This is a genomic window from Mycobacterium sp. NGS34, assembly GCF_059812845.1.
Genome location: NZ_JCALDM010000006.1, coordinates 292,429 through 313,921, shown reverse-complemented (window position 1 = coordinate 313,921; position 21,493 = coordinate 292,429). Strand labels below are relative to the sequence as shown.

20 protein-coding genes are annotated in these 21,493 nt (G+C 65.1%); 13 read left to right on the top strand and 7 right to left on the bottom strand.

The genetic code is table 11. The features are described 5' to 3' along the window. The first annotated feature begins 65 nt into the window (after positions 1–65). Positions 66–1,244: an amidohydrolase family protein gene (locus tag AC5Y7V_RS17650; RefSeq protein ID WP_499881309.1), complete on the top strand. Its 1,179-nt coding sequence runs from the start codon at positions 66–68 to the stop codon at positions 1,242–1,244. Here the strand turns inward: AC5Y7V_RS17650 and AC5Y7V_RS17645 are convergent. Genes AC5Y7V_RS17645 through AC5Y7V_RS17630 form a run of 4 tightly spaced genes read right to left on the bottom strand, consistent with a single transcriptional unit; the run spans position 1,222 to position 6,179 of the window. Then, positions 1,222–2,811: a class I adenylate-forming enzyme family protein gene (locus tag AC5Y7V_RS17645; RefSeq protein WP_499881413.1), complete on the bottom strand. Its 1,590-nt coding sequence runs from the start codon at positions 2,809–2,811 to the stop codon at positions 1,222–1,224. The two genes, AC5Y7V_RS17650 and AC5Y7V_RS17645, sit on opposite strands and share 23 nt — an antisense overlap. Next, positions 2,808–4,010, bottom strand: coding sequence for an acyl-CoA dehydrogenase family protein (locus tag AC5Y7V_RS17640; RefSeq protein WP_499881308.1), 1,203 nt, complete (start codon positions 4,008–4,010; stop codon positions 2,808–2,810). Before AC5Y7V_RS17640 ends, AC5Y7V_RS17645 begins: the two co-directional genes overlap by 4 nt. Next, on the bottom strand, positions 4,007–4,975 hold the full coding sequence (locus tag AC5Y7V_RS17635; protein ID WP_499881307.1) for an acyl-CoA dehydrogenase family protein: 969 nt from the start codon (positions 4,973–4,975) through the stop codon (positions 4,007–4,009). Before AC5Y7V_RS17635 ends, AC5Y7V_RS17640 begins: the two co-directional genes overlap by 4 nt. A gap of 7 nt (positions 4,976–4,982) precedes the next feature. Continuing rightward, positions 4,983–6,179, bottom strand: a complete 1,197-nt coding sequence (locus AC5Y7V_RS17630; protein WP_499881306.1) for an amidohydrolase family protein — start codon at positions 6,177–6,179, stop codon at positions 4,983–4,985. 190 nt (positions 6,180–6,369) lie between these two features. On the opposite strand from AC5Y7V_RS17630, the gene AC5Y7V_RS17625 reads away from it, so the two are divergent. After that, on the top strand, positions 6,370–7,485 hold the full coding sequence (locus AC5Y7V_RS17625) for an acyl-CoA dehydrogenase family protein (RefSeq protein ID WP_499881305.1): 1,116 nt from the start codon (positions 6,370–6,372) through the stop codon (positions 7,483–7,485). Continuing rightward, entirely contained in the window at positions 7,482–8,384 is a 903-nt protein-coding gene (locus AC5Y7V_RS17620) for a TIGR03619 family F420-dependent LLM class oxidoreductase (protein ID WP_499881304.1), read from the top strand. Before AC5Y7V_RS17625 ends, AC5Y7V_RS17620 begins: the two co-directional genes overlap by 4 nt. Positions 8,385–8,390: 6 nt before the next feature. On the opposite strand, the gene AC5Y7V_RS17615 is transcribed toward AC5Y7V_RS17620, so the two are convergent. After that, positions 8,391–8,828, bottom strand: coding sequence for a nuclear transport factor 2 family protein (locus tag AC5Y7V_RS17615; protein ID WP_499881303.1), 438 nt, complete (start codon positions 8,826–8,828; stop codon positions 8,391–8,393). 50 nt (positions 8,829–8,878) lie between these two features. On the opposite strand from AC5Y7V_RS17615, the gene AC5Y7V_RS17610 reads away from it, so the two are divergent. The 3 genes from AC5Y7V_RS17610 (at position 8,879) to AC5Y7V_RS17600 (ending at position 11,280) form a co-directional block, all read left to right on the top strand. Then, positions 8,879–9,508: a cysteine hydrolase family protein gene (locus AC5Y7V_RS17610; protein ID WP_499881412.1), complete on the top strand. Its 630-nt coding sequence runs from the start codon at positions 8,879–8,881 to the stop codon at positions 9,506–9,508. Between the two features lie 102 nt (positions 9,509–9,610). Further along, entirely contained in the window at positions 9,611–10,804 is a 1,194-nt protein-coding gene (locus AC5Y7V_RS17605; RefSeq protein ID WP_499881302.1) for an amidohydrolase family protein, read from the top strand. Next, on the top strand, positions 10,801–11,280 hold the full coding sequence (locus tag AC5Y7V_RS17600) for a MaoC family dehydratase (RefSeq protein WP_499881301.1): 480 nt from the start codon (positions 10,801–10,803) through the stop codon (positions 11,278–11,280). Before AC5Y7V_RS17605 ends, AC5Y7V_RS17600 begins: the two co-directional genes overlap by 4 nt. Here AC5Y7V_RS17600 and AC5Y7V_RS17595 read toward each other — a convergent pair. Continuing rightward, on the bottom strand, positions 11,277–13,682 hold the full coding sequence (locus AC5Y7V_RS17595) for a CaiB/BaiF CoA transferase family protein (protein WP_499881300.1): 2,406 nt from the start codon (positions 13,680–13,682) through the stop codon (positions 11,277–11,279). The two genes, AC5Y7V_RS17600 and AC5Y7V_RS17595, sit on opposite strands and share 4 nt — an antisense overlap. Next, positions 13,679–15,139, bottom strand: a complete 1,461-nt coding sequence (locus AC5Y7V_RS17590; protein WP_499881299.1) for an aldehyde dehydrogenase family protein — start codon at positions 15,137–15,139, stop codon at positions 13,679–13,681. Before AC5Y7V_RS17590 ends, AC5Y7V_RS17595 begins: the two co-directional genes overlap by 4 nt. Positions 15,140–15,394: 255 nt before the next feature. On the opposite strand from AC5Y7V_RS17590, the gene AC5Y7V_RS17585 reads away from it, so the two are divergent. The 7 genes from AC5Y7V_RS17585 to AC5Y7V_RS17555 are packed head-to-tail and all read left to right on the top strand — an operon-like array spanning position 15,395 to position 21,481. Continuing rightward, positions 15,395–16,567: a cytochrome P450 gene (locus tag AC5Y7V_RS17585; protein WP_499881411.1), complete on the top strand. Its 1,173-nt coding sequence runs from the start codon at positions 15,395–15,397 to the stop codon at positions 16,565–16,567. Beyond that, positions 16,567–17,754: an acyl-CoA dehydrogenase family protein gene (locus tag AC5Y7V_RS17580; RefSeq protein ID WP_499881298.1), complete on the top strand. Its 1,188-nt coding sequence runs from the start codon at positions 16,567–16,569 to the stop codon at positions 17,752–17,754. The genes AC5Y7V_RS17585 and AC5Y7V_RS17580 overlap by 1 nt, the downstream gene beginning before the upstream one ends. 17 nt (positions 17,755–17,771) lie before the next feature. Then, a complete protein-coding gene (locus tag AC5Y7V_RS17575; RefSeq protein WP_499881297.1) occupies positions 17,772–18,320 on the top strand; it encodes an FAS1-like dehydratase domain-containing protein in 549 nt (182 codons plus the stop codon). Next, positions 18,320–18,733 (top strand): Zn-ribbon domain-containing OB-fold protein, encoded by a 414-nt coding sequence (locus tag AC5Y7V_RS17570; RefSeq protein ID WP_499881296.1) that lies wholly within the window; start codon positions 18,320–18,322, stop codon positions 18,731–18,733. The genes AC5Y7V_RS17575 and AC5Y7V_RS17570 overlap by 1 nt, the downstream gene beginning before the upstream one ends. A 23-nt stretch (positions 18,734–18,756) precedes the next feature. Continuing rightward, on the top strand, positions 18,757–19,866 hold the full coding sequence (locus AC5Y7V_RS17565; RefSeq protein ID WP_499881295.1) for an acyl-CoA dehydrogenase family protein: 1,110 nt from the start codon (positions 18,757–18,759) through the stop codon (positions 19,864–19,866). Further along, on the top strand, positions 19,863–20,315 hold the full coding sequence (locus AC5Y7V_RS17560) for a MaoC family dehydratase (protein ID WP_499881294.1): 453 nt from the start codon (positions 19,863–19,865) through the stop codon (positions 20,313–20,315). The genes AC5Y7V_RS17565 and AC5Y7V_RS17560 overlap by 4 nt, the downstream gene beginning before the upstream one ends. Then, entirely contained in the window at positions 20,312–21,481 is a 1,170-nt protein-coding gene (locus tag AC5Y7V_RS17555; protein ID WP_499881293.1) for a lipid-transfer protein, read from the top strand. The genes AC5Y7V_RS17560 and AC5Y7V_RS17555 overlap by 4 nt, the downstream gene beginning before the upstream one ends. Positions 21,482–21,493: the final 12 nt, after the last annotated feature.

Below are 21,493 nucleotides of genomic sequence, written 5' to 3'. Positions count from 1 at the left end.
CACAGGGCACAGGATCTGCGAGCAGCCTTTCGGCGAACTCGACTGCTTCGTGGAAAGGACCGACGATGACTAAGCCCAACGCGTTCGAAGTGTGGGATGCGGACAACCACATGTACGAGACGATCGATGCCTACACGCGCTATCTGCCGGAAAAATACTCCGAAGCATTGCAGTTCGTCGACGTCAACGGTCGCAAAAAGCTGCAGATCCTCGGCGTCATCACCGAGACCATTCCGAACCCGACCTACGAGGTAATCCCCACTCCCGGCGCGTGGGCCGACTACTACCGCGGGATCAACCCGGAGGGCAAGACACTGCGGGAACTTGCCGAGCCGATCCGCTGCCCCGACGAATTCCGGCGTCCCGACCTGCGCCTGGCGTTGATGGACCGCCAAGGGGTTGACGGCGCACTGATGTTCCCGACCACGGCGGGCATGCTCGAGGAACGGACCAAGGGCGACGCCGAACTCACCCACGCGGTTACCCACGCCTTCAACCGCTGGTTGCTTGAGGACTGGACGTTCAACTTCAAGGACCGCATCTTCCCGGTCCCGGCGATCTCTCTGAACGATCCCGCTAAGGGCGTCGCAGAACTCGAGTGGTGCCTGGAAAACGGGGCCAAGACGGTGCTGATCCGACCGGCGCCCGTACCGAGGGAAGACGGCACGTCCCGCTCGCCGGCGCTGCCCGAGTTCGACGACTTTTGGCGGCTGGTTGAGTCATCGGGTATTTCGGTCCAGATGCACAACTCCGACTCCGGTTACGATCGCTACCTCTCCGACTGGGAGGGCGGTAACGAGTTCCAGGGCTTCCAGCTGACGAAGTTCCGCGGCTTCATCTACGAGGAGAGCCGCCATATCTTCGACACGCTGGCGGCGTTTATCGCCCACGGCGTGTTCGAGCGGTTTCCGGGTCTGCGCATCGGCGTGGTCGAGAACGGCGGGTCGTGGGCGCAGCGCCTGATGGATGTTTTCGATCGGGTGTACCGCAAGAAGCCGCGCGATTTCAGCGAGCACCCGGGGGATGTCTTCCGCAGGCATGTGTGGGTCAACCCGTTTCACGAGGAGGACATGTCGCACCTGATCGACATTCTCGGTGCGGATCGGGTGATGTTCGGGTCGGACTACCCGCATCCCGAGGGATTGGCCGCGCCCGGGGACTTCGTCAAGGAACTCGAGAATCTCCCGGCGGCCACCACAGCACGAGTGATGGGCGGCAACCTCAAGGAGCTGATCGGCCTGTAGCGGCCGGGCGCGCCGACGTTCCGAACTTGGCGCGTAGTTCGGTCTTGAGCACCTTGCCGGTGAGGTTGCGGGGCAGCGCATCGATGATTTCGAGTCGTTCGGGCGTCTTGTGCTTGCTCAGCCCCCGGGCATGGCAATGTTCGAAAACCGAGGAGAGCGTCACCGCCGCGCCCGGACGCACGACGACGACAGCGCACACCCGTTCGCCGGTCCGCTCATCGGGCACGCCGATGACCGCGACGTCGGCGACCGCAGGGTGGCTCGCCAACACGCCCTCGATCTCGAGTGCCGAAATGTTCTCCGCGTTGCGGATGATCGCATCCTTGATGCGCCCCGTGACCACGACGTTGCCTTGGTCGTCGATGCGTCCGAGATCGCCTGTGCGAAACCACCCCTCGGCGTCGAACGCTTGGGCATCCAAGGAGGCATCGACGTAGCCGAGGAAGCATTGCGGGCCCTTGAGCCGCAGCTCCCCCTCCTCCCCGGGCATAACCTGCCGCTCGGATTCATCGACGACTCGCACCGAAACGCCCGGCACAGGTTTGCCCACGGTATGGTCCAGCAGTTCCGGGGGGCCGTTCGGCGCTTGAGAAGTAGCGACCGGAAATTCGGTCAGGCCCCAGGAATTTGCCACACCGTCGACCGAGAAAGTCTGCCGCACTTGGTGGCCCAGCTCCGCGGTGATGGGCGCACCACCGCCGACGCAGCCACGCAGATCGGGATAGAGCGGCTCGTCGCCGTGCTTGGCCTGCGCCGCCATGAAGGCGACGAAGAACGGTGTGGCGCTGCCCAATAAGGTCGGGCGGTGCGCAGCGATGGCGAAGGGGGTCTCAGCGGAATCGAAGGCGTCGAACAGCACCAATCGCATGCCGGTATGCAGGCCGGCGGCGAGCATGGCCGCTCCCCCGATGTGCGACACCGGAAAGGCGATCGGGTTGACGTCGCTGCTGGAGGCGCCGACGATGCCGACGACGCCTGCCGAGCCGGCGATGACCGAGCGGTCGCAGTGCCGCGCGCCTTTCGGAGCCGCCGTGGTGCCCGACGAATAGTAGATCCAGCACGGGTCCTCGCCGGAGCGCGGCGGTGGAGGCAGCGCTGCCGGATCACCGGCGGGCAGGCGAAGTGCATCGGTGATGGGCGCATTGTGGTCGATGACCACCACCGACATGGACTGGTCACCGTTGATCTTATGCGCGAGCGCGGTGTGGTCGAAATTTCGCCACAATCCGGGAACGATGATGACACTGGTCGCGAGTTGCGTTGTCACGAAACGCAGTTCGCTCTCCCGCCAGATCGGCAGAACTGGGTTCTGGACGGCACCAAGGCGCGCCAGCGCCACCATGACGACCATCGTCTCCAGCGTCGTCGGCAGTTGCCATGACACCACCGTCCCAGCACCAATTCCCCTCTCGGCCAGTGCCGCTGCACACGTCAGCGCGGATTGGCACAGCTGCCCGCACGACAGCGTGCGCCCGTAGTCGTCGGCGAGGATCACCCGATCGGGATGCGCCCGCGCTGCCGTTTCGACGAGGGACCAGTAGGTCTGCGCGGCTGGGTATGCAGTCATCGGCTCGGCAGGCGCAGTCGGCGCTTGGCCAGAATGTTGCGCATCATTTCCGAACTGCCACCGGATATCGTGTAGGCCCGAGACCACAGCCAGCATTCCCGCAGGCGTTGTTTGGCCTGTACCACATCAGGATTCGCGGCCCCCGCGGGAACCGCCGACGCGGCCAGCTCAGCGCCATAGGCCGCGACTCGGTGATATGTCTCGGCGAAGCTCAACTTCGCGATCGAGCCGTCGCCCGGGCGTTCCTCCCCCGACGTCAGCCGCTCCACATGGTCATCGATGAAGGCCTTGGCCACTTCGGCCTCGACGGCCAACTCGGCCACCTGCTGGCGGATATCGGCGGAGTCCAACGCGGGTGCGCCATCGATGAACGCGTGACGGGCCACGGTGAGCAGATCATCGATCAAGAGTTCAAGCAAGATGACGTTGCCGCCGATGCCGAATCGTTCAAAGTCCAGGCCGGCCATGATGATCGACCAACCCTGGCCCACCTCGCCGATCAGGCTCTCCGCACCGAGCCTGACTCCAGTCAGGAACACCTCATTGACCTCGATCGCGTCGCCGATCGTGCGGATCGGACGAACTTCGACGCCGTCCGCCGAGAGCGGCACGGTGAAGACCGACAGGCCGTGGTGGCGCGACGACGCCGGGTCGGTCCGGATCAGTGCGAGGCCCATGTCGGCCCAGTGCCCGTCCGTGATCCAGGTCTTTTGCCCGTCGATGACCCAGCCGCCGTCGGCTTGCCGCACACCGCGGCTGCGCACGGCGGCGATGTCGCTACCCGCATCGGGTTCGCTGAGCAGCTGGCACCAAACGTGCTCGCTGCGCCGGATCGGCGGCAGCAGCCTTCGCTTCTGTTCTTCGGATCCGAAGTGCAACAAGACGTGCGCGGCCAGGTTGACCTGGTCGACGGGACGTGGTGCGCGGGCGCGCAGGATTTCCTCGCTCACGATCCGATCGTGCAGCGGGTGGTGGTCATCGCGACCGCCGTATTCGACCGGCCAGTCCGCGCCCGCTAGGCCCGCCTCGAAGAGGCCGGCGAACCACGCGCGCAGCTGGGCCTCCTGCTCGGCGGTCTCGGGCGCCCGGTGGCCTTCGCGCGCTTCGATCGCCGGTGCATGTTCGGCGATGTGTGCCCTGACCCGCTCCCTGAACGCGGCCAAGTGCGCATCGGTGGGCCGGTTCGCGGCGACGCTCACCAACCCGACACCTGTGCCACCAGCGCCCGACTCGAGCGCGCCGTGCCGATCAGATGGCCGTTGGTGAAGACACGACGCAGCTCGTGGTGCAGCGGATACTCCCAGGTGAAGCCGATGCCGCCCGACAGTTGCATGCACTCGTCGACGGCTGCGGCGGCTTTCGCCGCGACGAACGCGTGCGCCGCCGCCGTCAGCACGGTCGCCCTTTCGTCGTCCGACGCGATCGCCCGCGCCGCCCTCATGACGACGGCGCGCGCTTTGACCTCGAAGACCAGTAGCTCGACCAGCCGGTGCTGAATCGCCTGAAAGCTCGCAATCGGCGCACCGAACGCGACGCGCTCCTTGAGGTATGCGGTCAACCGTTCAAGGGTCATCGACACGGCGCCCACGGAATCGGCGGCGACAAGCAGCCGGGCCACGGCGACCAGCTGGTCGGCCCGTTCGGGAGATCCGATCAAGGCGCTGGGCGCGTCCGTCACGTCGAGGCGCCATACCGTCCTGGTGACGTCCAGCAGGTCTGCATCCAGCTCGAACCGGTCGCGATCCAGGTCACGCAGCACGTGAATTCCGTTGCTTCCCAGCAGAAGAACAATGTCAACCGCATCGCCGCGGATGACCCGCGCGGGCTCGTCGAGGACGGCGAAGCCCGCCGCCACCGTGCCGTCGAGCAAGCCGGGCAGCAATTGTTCCCTGACCTCCTCGGGCGCGCACGCAAGCGCCGCGGCGCCCAGTGTGGTTCCGAACCACGCCGACCCGTCCTGCGCTCGCCCGAGTTCCTCGGCCACGACGCACGCCTCGACCGGACGCCAGCCCGCGCCACCCATGACCTCATCGACGAGCAGCCCGGTCCAGTCCATCGCCGCAAGGTCCTTGACCGTGCCCCTCTCCCCGCGCTCGGCCAGGAACTGGCGCGCCGACGCTCTCAACAGGTCGAGCTCGACGGCGGATGAGTCCTGGTCTGTCATGCCCCTGTTAACCGCGGGAGAGCAGCTGGTCGGCGTTGTCGCGCATGATCCGCCGCTTGGTGGCGTCGTCGAGCGGATCGAGTAGCTTGGCGAACTCGGCCGGCACTGCCAGGCCTTCGGCGTGCGGGTAATCCGAGCCCATCACCAGGCAGTCGTCGTAACCCAGGCCGGCGACGATCCCGGGGATGTCGTCCTCGGGATAGGGCACGACACGGACGTGACGGCGAAAGATCGTCGACGGTCGCTCCGTCAACTTGCCGCCGATCCACGGGCCGTTGCGGCCCATGCCGCGGCTCTTGTCCATGTGCCGGACGAAGAACGGCACCCACTCAGCCCCGTGCTCGGCGACCAGGACGTTCAGACCCGGGAAGCGACCGAACAGGTTGTCGAAGATGAGCGCGGACAACGTCTCCTCGATCGGGCGCTGCCCATAGACGTTCATCCACTGCCACGCCGACATGTGCCAGGAGGCCGGATCGGGGTTCTGTCCCCACGCGGGCGAGATCGCATCGAAGTACCAGAACGGCATGATGTGGAACACCAGGACGCAGCCGGCCTCCTCCAGGCGGGCGTAAACGGGGTCGAAGTACGGGTCGCCGGGCGACCGGCCATAGGCCGGCCCGGTCGGCAGTAGCACGAACTTCGCCCCCTGCGCGATGATCGCCTCGGTCTCTGCGATCGCAGAATCCAAGTCGCGCAACGACATCAGCGCCGTGGCGTAGATTTTACCTTCGTAGTTGAAACCCCACTCCTCATCGAACCATCGGTTGAACGAGCGCAGATTCGCATACAGCGCCGCGGTGTCATGGACATAGTGCTCGGCGGCCAGCGCCATGCCGCTTGGGTAGATGACCATGCGCTCGATGTTCTGTTCCGCCATGACGGCCAGGCGTGCCGCCCGCTCGATGAATTCCGGCTGCATGGGCTGCGGCTCGTATGACTCCTCAGGGTTGCCCGATCCCATCTGCTTGAGCATCTCCTTGAGCGAGCCGGGCCGATAAGCGACGTCGAGACCCAGGCCCCCTTCGCTGTTGAAGGTGGCGACGCGACGCCCCGCAAGGATCACCTCGACGCCGTCCGCCCCGCGCACGGTGGTGATCGCCCGGTCCCTGAACTTTTCGGGCAGATAACGGGTGAAGGCGTCCCGAGTCTCGTAGCAGTGGGTATCGCAGTCAAAGATGCCGTAATCGAGTTTGGTCGTCACCGCGTTGCTCCTTAACCGAGAATGCAAATTCTCTATTTCCAGAAAACATACTATCCTGATTCGGCAATGGCTATCCCGGGCCGGATGGCCGAGGCGCCCGAGTAGCACGCGGTGCCGGCTCGGCCGCGACGGCACAGAGGAGATATGGCACCTTCACAATCGCTGGCGGACAACGGGATCGGGCAGGCCCGTGCCCCCGAGTGAGCTCGACGAGCTGCGCAGCGTCGTACGCGACTACCTGACTGCCACATCACCCAGCGAAACCGTACGCAAGCTAATGGCGACGGAGACCGGCTACGACGAGGCGTCATGGCGTCAGATGGCCGGCGAGCTAGGCCTGCACGGCATCGGCGTTCCCGAGCAGTGGGGCGGCGCGGGTGCCGGCATGGCCGAACTCGCCGTGGTCTTCGAGGAAATGGGGCGCGCGCTGCTCTGCTCCCCGTTCTTCGCCACCGTGGCGCTGGCGACACAGGCCATTCTCGCCAGCGGCGACCAGGCGGCGGCCGAAGAGTTCGTCCCCGGCTTCGTTGACGGCTCTGCCACCGCGACGCTGATCCTCAACGGCCAACTCGACGCCTGGGACCCCGCCGCCGTGACGTTGCGGGCCGAGCGCCATGGCGCCGCGTACCGGATCCACGGCGAGGCCCCGCTGGTGATCGATGGTCACACCGCGGACGTCGTCCTTGTCGCGGCCAGCACCGAGGCCGGCATCTCGCTGCTGGCGATCCGCGCCGGGGCAGAGGGTGTTCGCCGCACACCGCTGTCCGGCCTCGACCGCACGCGCAAGGTGGCCCGCCTGGGCTTCGGCGGGGCACCAGCTAGGTTGATCGGAGCCGACGGCGCCGCCGCCGAGTTCCTGGCGCGCACCTCGGACCTCGCCATCGTCGCGCTGGCCGCCGAACAGGTCGGCGCAGCGCAACGCTGCCTCGACATGGCCGTCGACTACGCCAAGCATCGAATCCAGTTCGGCCGGCCCATCGGCAGTTTCCAAGCGATCAAGCATCGCTGCGCCGACATGCTGGTCCAGGTCGAGGGTGCCCGCTCGGCCGTGTCACATGCGGCCGACGCGGCCCACACCGACGGCCTGCCGACCGCCGCATCGGTCGCCAAATTGGTGTGCTCGGAAGCCTTCCTTCAGGTCGCGCTCGACAACATGCGCATCCACGGCGGCATCGGTTTCACCTGGGAACACGATGCCCACCTGTTCGTACGGCGCGCCAAAGCGAGCCAATTGATGTTCGGCGACCCCGACTACCACGCGCAACGCCTGGCCACGCTCGTCTCCGGAACGAAAGGACTCATGTGACCATATCCTTCTCCCTCGAATTACCCACCCAGCGAGTCGAGGCGGTCGACGAGTTCGTGACCGCCGACGCGATCGCCGACATCGCGCGAGCGGCCGAGGCAAGCGGGTTCGCCGCGGTCCACGTGACCGACCACCCCGCGCCGGATGCGAAGTGGCTCGACCACGGCGGGCACCACGCCCTTGATCCGTTCGTCGCCTTGGCCTTCGCCGCCGCCGCAACGACCCATGTCAAGCTGCTGACCAACGTCTACATCGCCGCGTACCGCAACCCATTTCTCGGCGCCAAATCGATTCAAAGCCTCGCAGCACTGTCCAACGGGCGGCTCATCCTCGGGACCGCCGCGGGATACCTCAAGCCCGAATTCAAAGCTCTCGGAATCGATTTCGAAAACCGTGGCGCGCTGCTCGACGAGGCACTCGACGTCCTTGACAAGGTACTCACCGGTGAGGACATCGCCTACGAAGGAACGTCGTTCGCCGCACGAGGTGTCCGGCTGCGGCCACTGCCCCCCACTGCGCCCCCGGTGTGGGTCGGCGGCAACAGCAAGCCCGCGGTACGCCGGGCGGTGTCGCGCGCGCAGGGGTGGGCGCCGTTCAATACCTTCGGCTACGCCGCGGCGTCGCGTACCGCGGAGATCTCGACGATCGACGAGTTGGAGCTCGCCATCGATTGGGCCAAGCAATACGCGGCCGAGATCGGCCGCGCCGCACCGCTGGACATCTGTTTCTCCGCCGGAAACTTGTTGGACGACAGCAGATCGAACGACGAGCGTCACGCGATCATCGCGCGGCTAAAGGCGGCGGGGGTCACCTGGCTGACCATCGCGCCCGCGGGCGCCGACCGCGCCGAGGTCATCGACCGGTCGCACGCATTCGCCAAGGAATTCATCACCGCCTGACCGGCCTCACGCCATCAGACTGCCGACCGCGAATGCGTCCACACTGATCCGGCGATGCGCGAACAGCCACCGGCCGTCAACGGGGACCAGTACGTCGCGGTAGCGTCCCCAGTGATCGACGCCGATGTCAGTGTGGACGGCGAAGTAACTGCTGACCTCGACCCTGTCGCGAGCGACCGCCCCGAAGCGAATGCTGGAAACGTGGTGCCGGACGTGACTCGGTGCCGGCCGCCCCGAGCTCGAAGGCCGGGTCACCGCGACGCCCAAGCCGGCCTCGATTTCTGCGCGTCCCGTGAGCGGTTCGGCACCTCCGGTGAACTCCAAGACGCCTTCGTCGCTAAAGCATGCCGCCAGCGCCCGGAGATCGAATCGATCTGTGGCCGCGGTGTAGTCGGCCAGGGTCTGGCGCACCGACTCCCGCACCTCGAGCTCCCACGTCTGCATCGGACCTCCTCGTGGAAATCGAATCCTCGCACACGATAACGTGTATTCTCATGCCGCAACCAACGCTGAAGGAACTGCTCGATCCGGCTACCACCGCCCTCGTGACCCAGGAGTGTCAAGGCGGCGTTATAGGGCCGCAGGCCGGCCTTCCACTGCTCGCCGAAGAGGCCCGCCGCGAAGCCATCCCCAACATCGCGAAGCTGCTCGACGCCGCCAGGGCGGCCGGTGTGACGGTCGTGCATTGCCTGATACAACGGCGCGCCGACGGTCGTGGTTCGAACACGAACGCCCGATTGTTCGCGGCGGGAAAATCCTTCACCGTCGACCTCACGCCCGGCAGCGCGGGTGCCTCCGTACTCCCGGAATTGGGCCCGCTCGACTCCGACCTCGTTCTGACTCGCACCCACGGCGTCGGCCCGATGTGCGGCACCGATCTGGACTCGGTGCTGCGCAATCTGGGGATAAAAACCATTGTCGGAGTGGGGGTGTCGGTGAATATCGCCATCACCAACTTCGTCATGGATGCGGTCAACCGTGGCTATCAGTTCGTCCTACCGCGGGATGCGGTCAGCGGGTACCCGCGGGAGTACGCCGATTCGATCATCGACAACACCCTGTCGCTGCTCGCCACCGTGACCCCGTCCAGTGCGGTTATCGACGTGTGGAACGCAGCGGTTTGACCTGCCGGTCGCGCCACCCGATGTGGATGTTGCGCACCAATAGTGATAACGTCGTTCTCGATTAGCGTAAATGATCATATTCGCTGCTCAGGAGGAAGTCCCATGTCGTCGCGATCACTGCCGTATCCGGTTTTCGACATCGACAACCACATGTACGAGACGACGGACGCGCTCACCAAATACCTGCCCAAGGAACACCGCGGGAAGGTCGGCTACGTCGAGGTCAACGGCCGGCCCAAGCTGGTTGTCAAGGACCGCATCAGCCACATGATCCCCAACCCGACGTTCGCTCGCGTCGCCAGGCCGGGCAGCGCCGAGGACTACTTCCTGGGCAACAACCCCGAGGGACTCAACTTCCGCGAGTTCATCGGCGAGGCAATGGATGTCATCCCCGCCTACCAGGCACCCGCACCGCGACTGGAGCTGATGGATGAGCTGGGTCTCGACCAGTGCGTGATGTATCCGACCCTCGCCAGCCTCATCGAGGAGCGCACCACCGACGACGTCGTCCTCACCCACGCGATCATCCACGCTCTCAACGAGTGGATGCACGAGCACTGGACGTTCAACTATCACGAGCGGATCTTCGCGACGCCCGTCATCTGCCTGCCGATGGTGGACGAGGCCATCAGGGAACTCCATTGGGGCCTCGAACGGGGTATGAAGACCTTCCTGGTCCGGCCGGCGCCGGTGCCTAGCCGCTTCGGCGGCTCGCGGTCCATGGGCCTGCCCGAGTTCGACCCGTTCTGGGAAGAGGTCGTCAACGCCGGCATCCCGGTCACCATGCATGCCTCCGACAGCGGCTACCAAAAGCACCTCATGGAGTGGGAGGGCGGCGACGAGTACCTGTCCTTCGCGCCGAGTGCCTTGCGCGAGGTCGTGATGGGACACCGGGCCATCGAGGACACTCTGGCCGCGCTGATCTGCCACGGCGCCTTGTCAAGATTCCCCGATTTGAAGATTTTGTGCGTCGAGAACGGCAGCGGCTGGGTCCGCAACCTGCTCGAGCAACTCAACACCGCATACAAGATCATGCCCAAGGAATTCGACGAGCATCCTGTCGAGGTGTTCAAGCGCAACATCTACATCCACCCGTTCCTCGAAGACGACCTCAAGGGAATCATCGACATCATGGGCGAGGACCACGTGATGTTCGGCTCCGACTTCCCTCACCCGGAAGGCATCGGCGACCCGCTGAGCTTCGTCGACCGGCTTGACGGCGTGCCGGAGTCGACCAAGGCGAAGATCATGGGCGGCAACGCCATCGAGCAATTGGGGCTCAAGGTCGCGGCATGACCCAGGCGTCCACGTCTCCGAAGGAGTACGACGGGATCGCCGATTTCGAGGCGCATGTCGGCGAGCACCTGGGGTACAGCGACTGGCTTCGGGTCACTCAAAAGGAGATCGATCTGTTCGCCGAGGCGACCGGTGACCATCAGTGGATTCACGTCGACCCCGAGAAAGCGGCGGCCGGTCCCTACGGCAAGACCATTGCACACGGCTATCTGACCTTGTCGCTGGTGCCCGTTCTCGTCAAACAGATCTACCGGGTGACCGGGCTGTCGATGCAGGTGAACTACGGCTCCGACAAGCTGCGGTTCCCCGCGCCGGTACCGGTCGACTCCCGCATCCGGGCCGGAGCCGAGCTACTCAAGGTTGAGCGCAGCGACCGCGGGGGGCGGGCCACGGTTCGTGTCACCGTCGAGGTCGAGGGAAACGACCGACCGGCTTGCGTGGTCGACACGATCGCAGCGATGGTTGACGACAGCTAGGCGTTGAGCAGGCGTTGCCCGATCACTCGTTGTTCGCGCAGCGTGGCGATCTCCGCCTCGGAAAGTCCGAGTGATCCGAGCACCTCGGCGTTGTGCTCCCCCAGCGTCGGGGCCGGGGTCCTGTGCTGATGTGCCGGACCCGGCGAGATCTGAAACGGCCAGCCCGGAAACCTCTGTCGCCCAGTAATCGGGTGGACCAGATCCTGATAGTAACCACGCGCATCGAGCTGTTCGACGTCATACATCTCGTCGGCTGCAAGTAGTCGGGCCGCTGGGACGCCATGGCGGACAAGTGTTGTCACCAGCTCCTCGGCGGGTTGCGTACAGGTCCAACTCGCGACGATCTCGTCGAATTGGTCATGATTTTGCCGGCGGGCTTCTGCGCTCACGAACTTCGGGTCGCCTCCCAGATCAGCGCGGCCAAGGGCGCCCAGCAGTGCAACCCAGTCGGCGTCATTGCGCACCGACAGCGCGATCCACTCGCCGGCGACGCTGGTCGGATAGACGCCCTGGGCGTAGTCGCGGTGGCGGTTTCCCTCTCGTGTTCGCACCGCGCCAGTCAGCGAGTACTCGATCACGGGCTCGGCGGTCACCGCCGCGCCAACCTCGATCTGCGCGACCTCGACGAGCTGGCCCTCTCCGGTGGAGTTCCTGTGCGCGAGCGCGGCCAGCAGCGCCACACCTGCGTGTACTCCGGCGATCGGATCGGCGGGCCCCTGCAGATTGCACGGCGGGCCGTCTGGATAACCGGTCATGGCAGACATACCGGACACCTGTTCGATGTTCAGCGCCCAGCCCACATAGTCGCGCCAGGGCCCCTCCAGCCCGAATCCGGGCATCCGCACCATAATCAGTGCGGGATTGAGCTTCGCGAGCGAGTCGTAATCGAGTCCGAACTGCTCAACCACGCGCGGTGAAAAGTTCTCCACCACAACGTCGGCTTCCGCGGCCAGCCGCAGGGCCAACTCGCGGCCGGCCCTCGAAGTGAGGTCAAGGGTGATGTCGCGTTTGTTGAGATTCGTTCCCTGCCAAAGCGGCCCACGTTCATACCAGTCGTCCCCCTCGCGCAGCAGCGAGCCGGAGTAGCGGTGGCCGTCGGGGCGCTGAATGGATTCGACCTTGATCACATCAGCCCCGAACGCGCCGAGGTAGCACGTCAGATACGCCCCCGCCCAGAAGGTGCTCAAGTCGAACACCTTCAATCCGGCGAAGGGCAGGGCGACGTCCGGCGTCCGCGCGACGCCGGCGTCCCGGCGGTGCGCGCCACGCTCGCTCCAGGCAGCCCGCGAGTGTTTTCCGAGGGCCGGGGCAGGAAGTGGCGAAGGAACCGGTGTCTTCGAAAACCGAAAGGGCGCTCCGGGTCTGGTGAATCGCCGTGCCTCAGCCGCCGCCTCGATGAAAAATCCTCGCTCGGCGTACTGCGGGCAGTCCAGTATGGTATCGCCTTCGGCGACCGGCGCCGCGGGTATCCGCATCGCCTGACTCAGGTCGACCAGATCGGCGACCGTCATCGCATCGAAAAACGGCTGTGCCTTCGCAAAAAACTCGTCGCGCTCGGGGCCGCCCAGCATGATCGCAAGCTGATGCTCGCCGAACTCGGGTAACCCGACCATGGCGCACACGTCCAGCCAGTGCTGGCCGGTCAGGCAGTTGATTCCGATCCAGCCATCGGCGGCACGCACGATACCCAACATCGGTGCGGCCTTCGAATTGGTCGGCAGACCAAGGCTTTTGAGGCGCGCTGCCATCAGCATGGGATAGGGCAGCGTCGACAGCAGCGACTCGAACATCGAGACGTCCACCTCGACCGGCCGGTTCGTTCCGGCCGCGGCGATCCGCAGCGCCGTCAGCGCTCCCAGGGCCGCATACGCGCCGGCTATGTACTCCGGAATCCGCGCGCCGGCCTGCACCGGCGCCCTCCCGGGGTCGCGCGCATTGACCCAGCCCCCGGCCGCCTGCAGGGTCAGTGGAGTCGTCACGCGGTCACGCAGCGGCCCGTCTTGGCCGAAGCTCGATATCCGGACCACGACGAGGTTCGGGTTGATCCGGCCAAGAGCGTCCGCGTCCAGACCCCAGTCCCGCCGCTGGGGCGCGCCGCCGTGCAGGTCTTCGATGAACACGTCCGCCTGCGCGATTAACTCGCGAAGGTCCGCGAGGTTGCTATCACGTGCCAAGTCGACTGTGACGCCGGACTTTCCGGCGTTCAGATACGCGAAAAGCCCGCTTTGTTCCGGATCTGGATCGGCCGACGGAAACGGACCCCATAAGCGCAACGGGTCACCCATTGGGGGCTCGACCTTGCAGACGTCGGCGCCAAGGTCGACGAGCAACTTGCCGCAGTACGGACCCGCAATGTCGGAGGCGAACTCAACAACACGCAAACCCGCGAGGGGCCCGTTCACGCGGGCACTCCGATGGCCTTGGGCTCCATATAGGCCCGCAGTCCCATCACACCACCCTCCCGGCCGATTCCACTCTGGTTGAAGCCGCCGAACGGTGCATCTCCGGGAATCGTCCCGTTGATCGAGACCTGCCCGGTCCTGATCCGGCGGGCGATCGCCACCGCGCGGTCGACGTCGCTTCCCCACACCGCGCCCCCAAGCCCGTACGCCGAATTGTTGGCGATGGCCACCGCGTCATCGTCGTCGCGATACCGCAACACAGTCAGCACGGGACCGAACACTTCTTCTTGCGCGATATACGAATCAGGCGAAGCGTCTGTCAGTATCGTCGGCTCGAAATAGAATCCGTGGCTCAGATCCTTCGGGCGGCCTCCCCCGGCGACCACGGTTGCGCCGTCGGCTTCGGCACGTTCGACGAATCCCTCGACCCGGTCCCGATGCTCACGGCTGATTAGCGGGCCCATCGTGACCGCCGGGTCGGTGGGATCGCCGATCACGATCCCGCGAGCCAGCCGCGCGAGTCGATCCACCACTTCGTCGTGGATGGCATCGGGCAACAACAGCCTGCTGTTGAGGATGCAGGCCTGACCGGCATGCATCGTGCATCCTTCGAACAGCAGCCGCTCCAACAATTCGTCGGTGATCTCGGCGTCAGGCAACAGGACCGTCGCGGACTTGCCACCGCATTCCAGCAGAACACGTTTCATCGTGGTCGCCGCAGCGGCCATCACGTCGCGGCCGACGGCCGAGCTGCCGGTGAAGCTGACCATATTGACCCTGGGATCCAGGGTCAGGCTCCTGCTCGCCTCGACGCTGGTCGGTGTAACCACGTTGACGACACCGGCGGGGATATCCGTTTCCTCCTCGACGATACGAGCCAGCGCGAGCCCGGCCAGGGGCGTCAACGGAGATGGCTTGAGCACGAGCGTGTTTCCCGCCGCCAGCGCCGCACCCAGCTTCATCACGTTGATGGTGTGTGGGAAATTCCACGGGGTCATGGCGGCCACCACACCCAGCGGTTCGTAGCGCAACAGCGTCGTTCCGGCCGCGCCCCACGCGTCCATCGGTTGCTCGGCGGGCTCCATCGCGAGCTCGGCAGCGTGACCGACCATGAACGCCGGGCCTTCGACGTGGATCAAGCGCTCGTTTGCCGAACAACCCCATTCGGCCTGCGCGAGGGCGTAGAACTCCTCGCTGTTGGCCAGTAGCGCATCGCTGAGCTGTTGTAGGCATCTGGCGCGCTCCGCCGGCTCCGCCGCCGGCCAGGGCCCCGAATCGAATGCGGCCCTGGCAGCTGCGACCGCCTGTTGGACCTGCGCGATGCTCGCGTCCGGCGCGGTACCGATCACCGTCTCGGTGGCGGGGTTGATGACGTCGTAGCGCCCGCTGTCCGGATCGACCCATCGGCCGTCGATGTAATGCCCGTAGGCGTCGCGGAGAGACCGTGAGCCAGCCATCATCTGCCTGCCTTCCTGACTGCTTGATCGCGGCGCGGCCCGGTGACGTGGCCACAACATACACTCTCTGACTGTGTGTACACGGCGCCGCAGAAGCCGTCAACGGCAATCAACCTTTATTTAAGCCAAATAGCCGGTGTTTGACAGACAAGTCGGCTCTACTGTAGACACCTTGGAAACGGACATTCTTTGTATATCTGTCCGAACAGCTCTCAGCGTCGAGGAAGGCCTGCGGTGCCCACTACTACGGTTCCCTTGCACTCACCGGACTTCTACGCCGGCGATCCCTACCCGGCCTACCGGGAACTTCGCAACACAACGCCCGTCGTCTGGAACGACGTCACGAACTTCTGGGCACTGTTGAAGTACGAGGACATCCGCTACGTCTCCGGTCACCCATTGACTTTCTCCTCCACGAAGGGCATCTCGATCCCGGATCCCGCCCAGCCCGAACCCGTTCAGGAGGGAAACCTGATCTTCACCGATCCGCCGCGGCACCGGCAGCTTCGCAAGCTGATCAACTCCGGCTTCACTCGCCGCCAGGTGCAGTTGCTGGAACCCAAGGTGCGCGAGATCGTGCGCGGCATCGTGGACAACGTCGACCCGACGAAGACCCAGCAGTTCGCCGAGGACATCGCGTCGCCCCTCCCGACCCGCATGATCGCGGAGATGTTGGGCGCCCCGACCGAGGATTGGGAAAAGTTTCGGACGTGGTCCGACGCGGCCGTGGGAACCGCCGATCCGGATATCGAGATGGATCACCTCGTCGCGCTCGGTGAGCTGTACGAGTACTTCACCGAGCTGATCGCGGCTCGCCGTTCCGGAGAGGTCAGTGGGCAGGACGACCTGCTGAGCATTTTGGCCGCGGCCGAGGTCGACGGTGAACAACTCAGCGATGCGGACCTGCTGAACTTCTCTTTCCTGCTCCTCGTGGCCGGCAACGAGACGACTCGCAACCTGATTGCACTGGGCACGTTGGCGTTGATCGACCATCCCGATCAGTTCGCCCTACTGCGATCGACTCCGGCGCTGCTGCCCAGCGCCATCGAGGAGATGCTGCGATTCACCAGCCCGGTCACCCACATGGCCCGCTGCGCCACCCAGGACGTGGAGATCCGCGGCCAACAGATCAAGGCCGGCGACACCGTCGTCATGCTCTACGGTGCCGCCAACCGCGACGAAGAGATCTTCGGACCCACCTCCGAGGATTTCGACATCACGCGTAACCCCAACCCGCACATCGCGTTCGGCGCCGGTGAGCACGCTTGTCTTGGTGCGCAGCTGGCCCGGCTGGAGGCCCGGGTGTTCTTCGAGGTGCTCTTGGGGACATATCCGACGATCGAACTCACCGGGGACGTGACGAGACTCCGCGCGACCATGACGCCTGGCGTCAAGAGCATGCCGGTACGACTGGGAACGAGCAGCTGATGGACTTCGACTACACACCCGAACAGGAACAGCTCCGCAAGGACTACCGGACCCGGCTCGAGGCGGTGATGACCCCGGAGCGCCGCTCCGCCGTTGCCAACCTCCTCGAGGGAGGCGCCGCGATCGCCGAATGCCGACGGGCGCTGGGCGAAGCCGGCCTGCTCGGCGTCGCCTGGCCAGTCGAATACGGCGGCGGCGGGCTGACAGCCCTGGAGCAGTACATCTTCTCGGAAGAGGCGCGCCGGGTCAACGCGCCGTTGCCGATGATCACCCTGAACACGGTCGGCCCCACGCTCATTCAGTACGGAACCGAGGAGCAGAAGTCCAAGTTCCTCCCCGCAATTCTCAAGGGCACTGTTGAATTCGCGATCGGCTACTCGGAGCCTGGCGCCGGCAGCGACCTTGCGTCGCTGCGCACCACCGCAGTTCGCGACGGCGACGAATTCGTGATCAACGGATCGAAGATGTTCACCAGCGGTGCCGAGTTTGCCGACTACATCTGGTTGGCGGCACGAACCGATCCGAATGCCAAGAAACACAAGGGAATAACCCTGTTCATCGTGCCGACCTCCGCACCGGGGTTCTCCTGGAAGCCGCTGCACACCATGCCCGGTGTGTCGACGTACTACACGTTCTACGACGACGTCCGGGTACCCGAGAGCGCGATCGTGCTCGGCGAGAACCAAGGCTGGACCTTGGTCACCAACCAGCTGAACCTGGAACGCGCCGCCCTGGGCAACCTCGGCGCGCTGGAGCCGTTGTTCACGAAGACCCTCAAATGGGCGTCGACGACGCCGCTCGACGACGGGTTTGTCATCGACAAGCCGTGGGTGCAGCAGGCGCTGGCGCGGGTGGAAGCCCAGGTCGCCGCCTACCGGTTGCTTAACCTGCGGGTGAACGCGACCATGAGCTCCGGTGCGCTCGGCATGGGTGAGGCCTCCGCGGCAAAGGTTTTCGGCACCGAACTCACCCAGCAGGTCGCACGCGAACTCCTCGAAGTCGTCGGGCAAGCCGGTGTGCGTAAGGACAAGACGGCTCCCCTCAAGGGCGAGCTGGAGAGCGCTTATCGGATGGCGGTCATCAACACATTCGGCGGCGGAGCCAACGAGCTTCAACGCGACATCATCGCTATGGCCGGTCTCGGGATGCCCCGCGCACCCCGCGACATGCGGGCCAGCGCATCTTAAGAGGAAGGTTCTTAGCCGTGCCCGAGACAACGAAGGACCCGCTGCGCGACCGCCTGGATGCGCTCATTGGCCAACCGATCAGTTCCGGACAGCCGGTCAAAGCGCCAGATCCCGTGAATGCAGCGATGATTCGGCACTGGGCGCACGCGTTGGACGATCTGAACCCCGCATACCTGGATCCGAAGTTCGCCGCATCCTCCCGCTATGGCGGCCTCGTCTCGCCTCCGGTGATGCTGCAGTCGTGGACCATGGCACCACCCAAGCTTGTCGGCATCCACGAACGCGGCGGAGTCCCGGTCGAGCTCAAGGAAAATCCGCTGCAGTTCCTCGCCGATGCCGGCTACACCGGCACGGTCGCCACCAATTCCGAGTTCGAGATCGAGCGATACCCACGCGTCGCTGACGACATCACGGCCGAGACTGTTTTCGAGACCATCTCCGACGAGAAAAAGACTGCGATGGGCAACGGCTACTTCGTCACCTGGATCACGACCTACCGCGATCAGAACGGTGAAGTGATCGGCCGCCAGCGGTTCCGCACCCTGCGATTCAAGACAGGAAACTGATGGCCAACAGACTTGCTCCATCGATCAGCCCCGACACCGAGTTCTTCTGGTCGGGCCTGAAGGGCCACAAGCTGTTGATCCAGCAATGCACGGATTGCAAGACGCTGCGGGTGCCGCCTCGGCCGATGTGCGGGAACTGCCAGTCGCTCAACTGGGATTCCGTCGAATCGACCGGGCGCGGCGTCGTTTACAGCTTCATCATGCCGCAGTATCCGCCGCTGCCCTTCCTTCAGTACCCATACGTGGTGGCCCTGATTGAACTCGACGAAGGCGTGCGCATCGTCTCGAACCTGTGCGACATCGAGCCCTCGGCGATCGGGGTGGGGCTGCCGGTCGAGGTCTTCTACGAAAAGTTCGAAGCAATCCCGAGCGGCGAGGAGCTGGTTCTGCACCAGTTCCGGCCGGTGCGCTGACCAACGAGAAAATAAGGGCGAGCATGGACTTTTCCTTCACCGAAGAACAGGAGACCGTCGGCAAGGTGGCGCGTCAGCTCTTCGAGCACCGGGCCACCCCCGAACGTCTCACGGAACTGGAATCAGGCGAGGTTCGCTTCGACGAGGCGCTGTGGCGCGAGTTGGCATCCTCGGACTTGCTGGGCATCGCGCTGCCCGAGTCCGTTGGGGGCAGTGGCGGCGGCTTCCTCGAGCTCGGCGTGCTGCTCGCCGAGGTCGGCCGGAGCGTTGCGCCGGTCCCCCTCTATACGACCCTCCTGCTCGGCGCGGATACTATTGCACGGCACGGTGATTCGACAATTCAGCAGCGGTACCTGCCAAAAGTCGTGGACGGCAGTGCGATTCTGACCGCCGGACTCGCCGAAGAGGGCAACTCCGATCCGACCGCGCCACGCACCACCGCACGCGCCGATGGGGACATCTGGATCCTGGACGGCAGCAAGGAGTTGGTGCCCGCAGCGCAGGTTGCCGACGCCATCGTGATTTCGGCGCTGGCCGATGATGGACCTGGGCTATTCATCGTCGAGGCGGCGACCGCCGGGTTGACCGTCTCGCCGGTGACCACCACCAACGGAGAGCCCCACGCGGACGTCGAACTCACCGGCGCCGTCGGACACCGGCTCAACAACACCCGCGGTGCGGACGCGGTCGGTTCGCTGTACACCAGGGCGCTCGTCGGGCTCTGCGCGATGCAGGTCGGCGTGGCCGAACGAGCGCTGAAGATCGCCGCTTCCTACACCAGCGAACGCGAGCAATTCGGCAGGCCGATCGGCTCATTCCAGGCGGTGCAGCAGCGGCTGGCCGACGCCTTCATCGACGTCGAGGCGATCCGCTGGACCACCTGGCACGCGGCCTGGCTGATCGCCGAAGGCCGGCCCGCGAGCCGCGAAGCCGCGATCGCGAAGTTCTGGGCCGCCGAGGCCGGCGCTCGGGTCGTCGCATCGGCCCAGCAAGTACACGGCGGGATGGGCATCGACATCACCTACCCGCTCCACCGCTATTTCCTATGGGCCAAGCAAATCGAGCTTTCGCTCGGCTCTGCCTCCCAACAACTCGCCCGCCTCGGCGCCGCATACCCGGAAGGAAGCAAATGACCTCCACCGTCGACCGCACCACCACACGGGCGTGGAACTCCATCAACGTTGGCGACGAAGTCACCCCGATGGACGTGCCGGTGACCACCACGCTGATCGTCGCGGGCGCCATCGCATCCCGTGACTACATGCCGGTACACCACGACCGCGACTTCGCCAACTCCCAAGGCTCCAAAGACATCTTCTTGAATATCCTGACGACCAACGGCCTGTGCGTGAAGTTCTTGCACGACTGGGCCGGCCCCGAGGCGATGATCAAAAAGCTGTCCATTCGACTCGGCGTACCGGCGTACCCGAATGACCCGCTGCGGTTTACGGGATCGGTGACCGGTAAGTCGTCGGCCGACGGTGAAGGGCTGATCGAGGTTACCTTCAAGGGCACCAACAGCCTGGGCGACCACGTCTCCGGCACCGCGGTGCTCAGCCTGCTCCAGGGTGTGGATGTATGAGCGACGGTATCGGTGGCAAGGCAGCCCTCGTCGGTATCGGCCAAACCGAGTTTTCCAAGAAATCGGGCCGCACCGAGATGCAGCTCGCCTGCGAGGCGGTACTCGCCGCGATCCGCGACGCCGGGCTAACGCCCGCCGACATCGACGGCATGGTCACTTTCAGCGTCGACGAGAACGAGGAAATCGAGGTCGCCCGCAACGTCGGAATCCGAAACCTGACTTTTTTCACCAGGGTTCCACACGGTGGCGGGGCCGCCGCGGGCACCGTAATGCAGGCGGCGATGGCGGTAGCGACGGGTGCGGCGGAAGCGGTGGTGTGCTACCGCGCGTTCAACGAGCGCTCCGGCTTCCGTTTCGGGGGGGCCGGCCGCCAGCCCGGCGTGACGCCGTTGTGGATGGCCCCCTATGCCCCGTTCGGCTTCATGACACCCGCCGCCTGGGTGGCCTTGCACGCTCAGCGGTATATGACGACGTATGGCGTCACGAATGCCGATTTCGGCAAGATTTCCGTGATCGACCGAAAGCACGCCGCGAACAATCCCGATGCATGGTTCTACGGCAAGCCGATAACCCTTGAGCAACACCAACAATCGCGCTGGATCATCGACCCGGTGCTCCGGCTGCTCGACTGCTGTCAGGAAAGCGACGGCGGCGTTGCGATGGTGGTGACCAGCGTCGAGCGAGCGCGAGACCTGGCCAAGCCGCCCGCGGTCATCACCGCGGCCGCCCAGGGCGCCGCCCACGACGGCGAGGTGATGACGAGCTACTACCGCGAAGACATCACTGGCCTACCCGAGATGGGCGTGGTCGGTGACAAGCTGTGGCGGGACTCCGGCCTAAAACCGCAGGATATTTCGACCGCGTTCCTTTATGACCACTTCACCCCCTTCGTCTTTACCCAGCTCGAGGAATTGGGATTCTGCGGCCGGGGGGAGGCCAAGGACTACGTCTCGGTCGACGAGTTGTCCCTCGGGGGCCGGATGCCGATCAACACCAACGGTGGCCTGCTCGGCGAGGCATACATCCACGGCATGAACGGCATCACCGAGGGTGTCCGTCAGGTGCGCGGCACCTCTTACAACCAGGTCGACAATGTCGAACACGTGCTTGTCACATCGGGTACAGGGGTACCGACGAGCGGTCTGATCCTCGCGCCCGATCGCTGAGTATGGAAAACA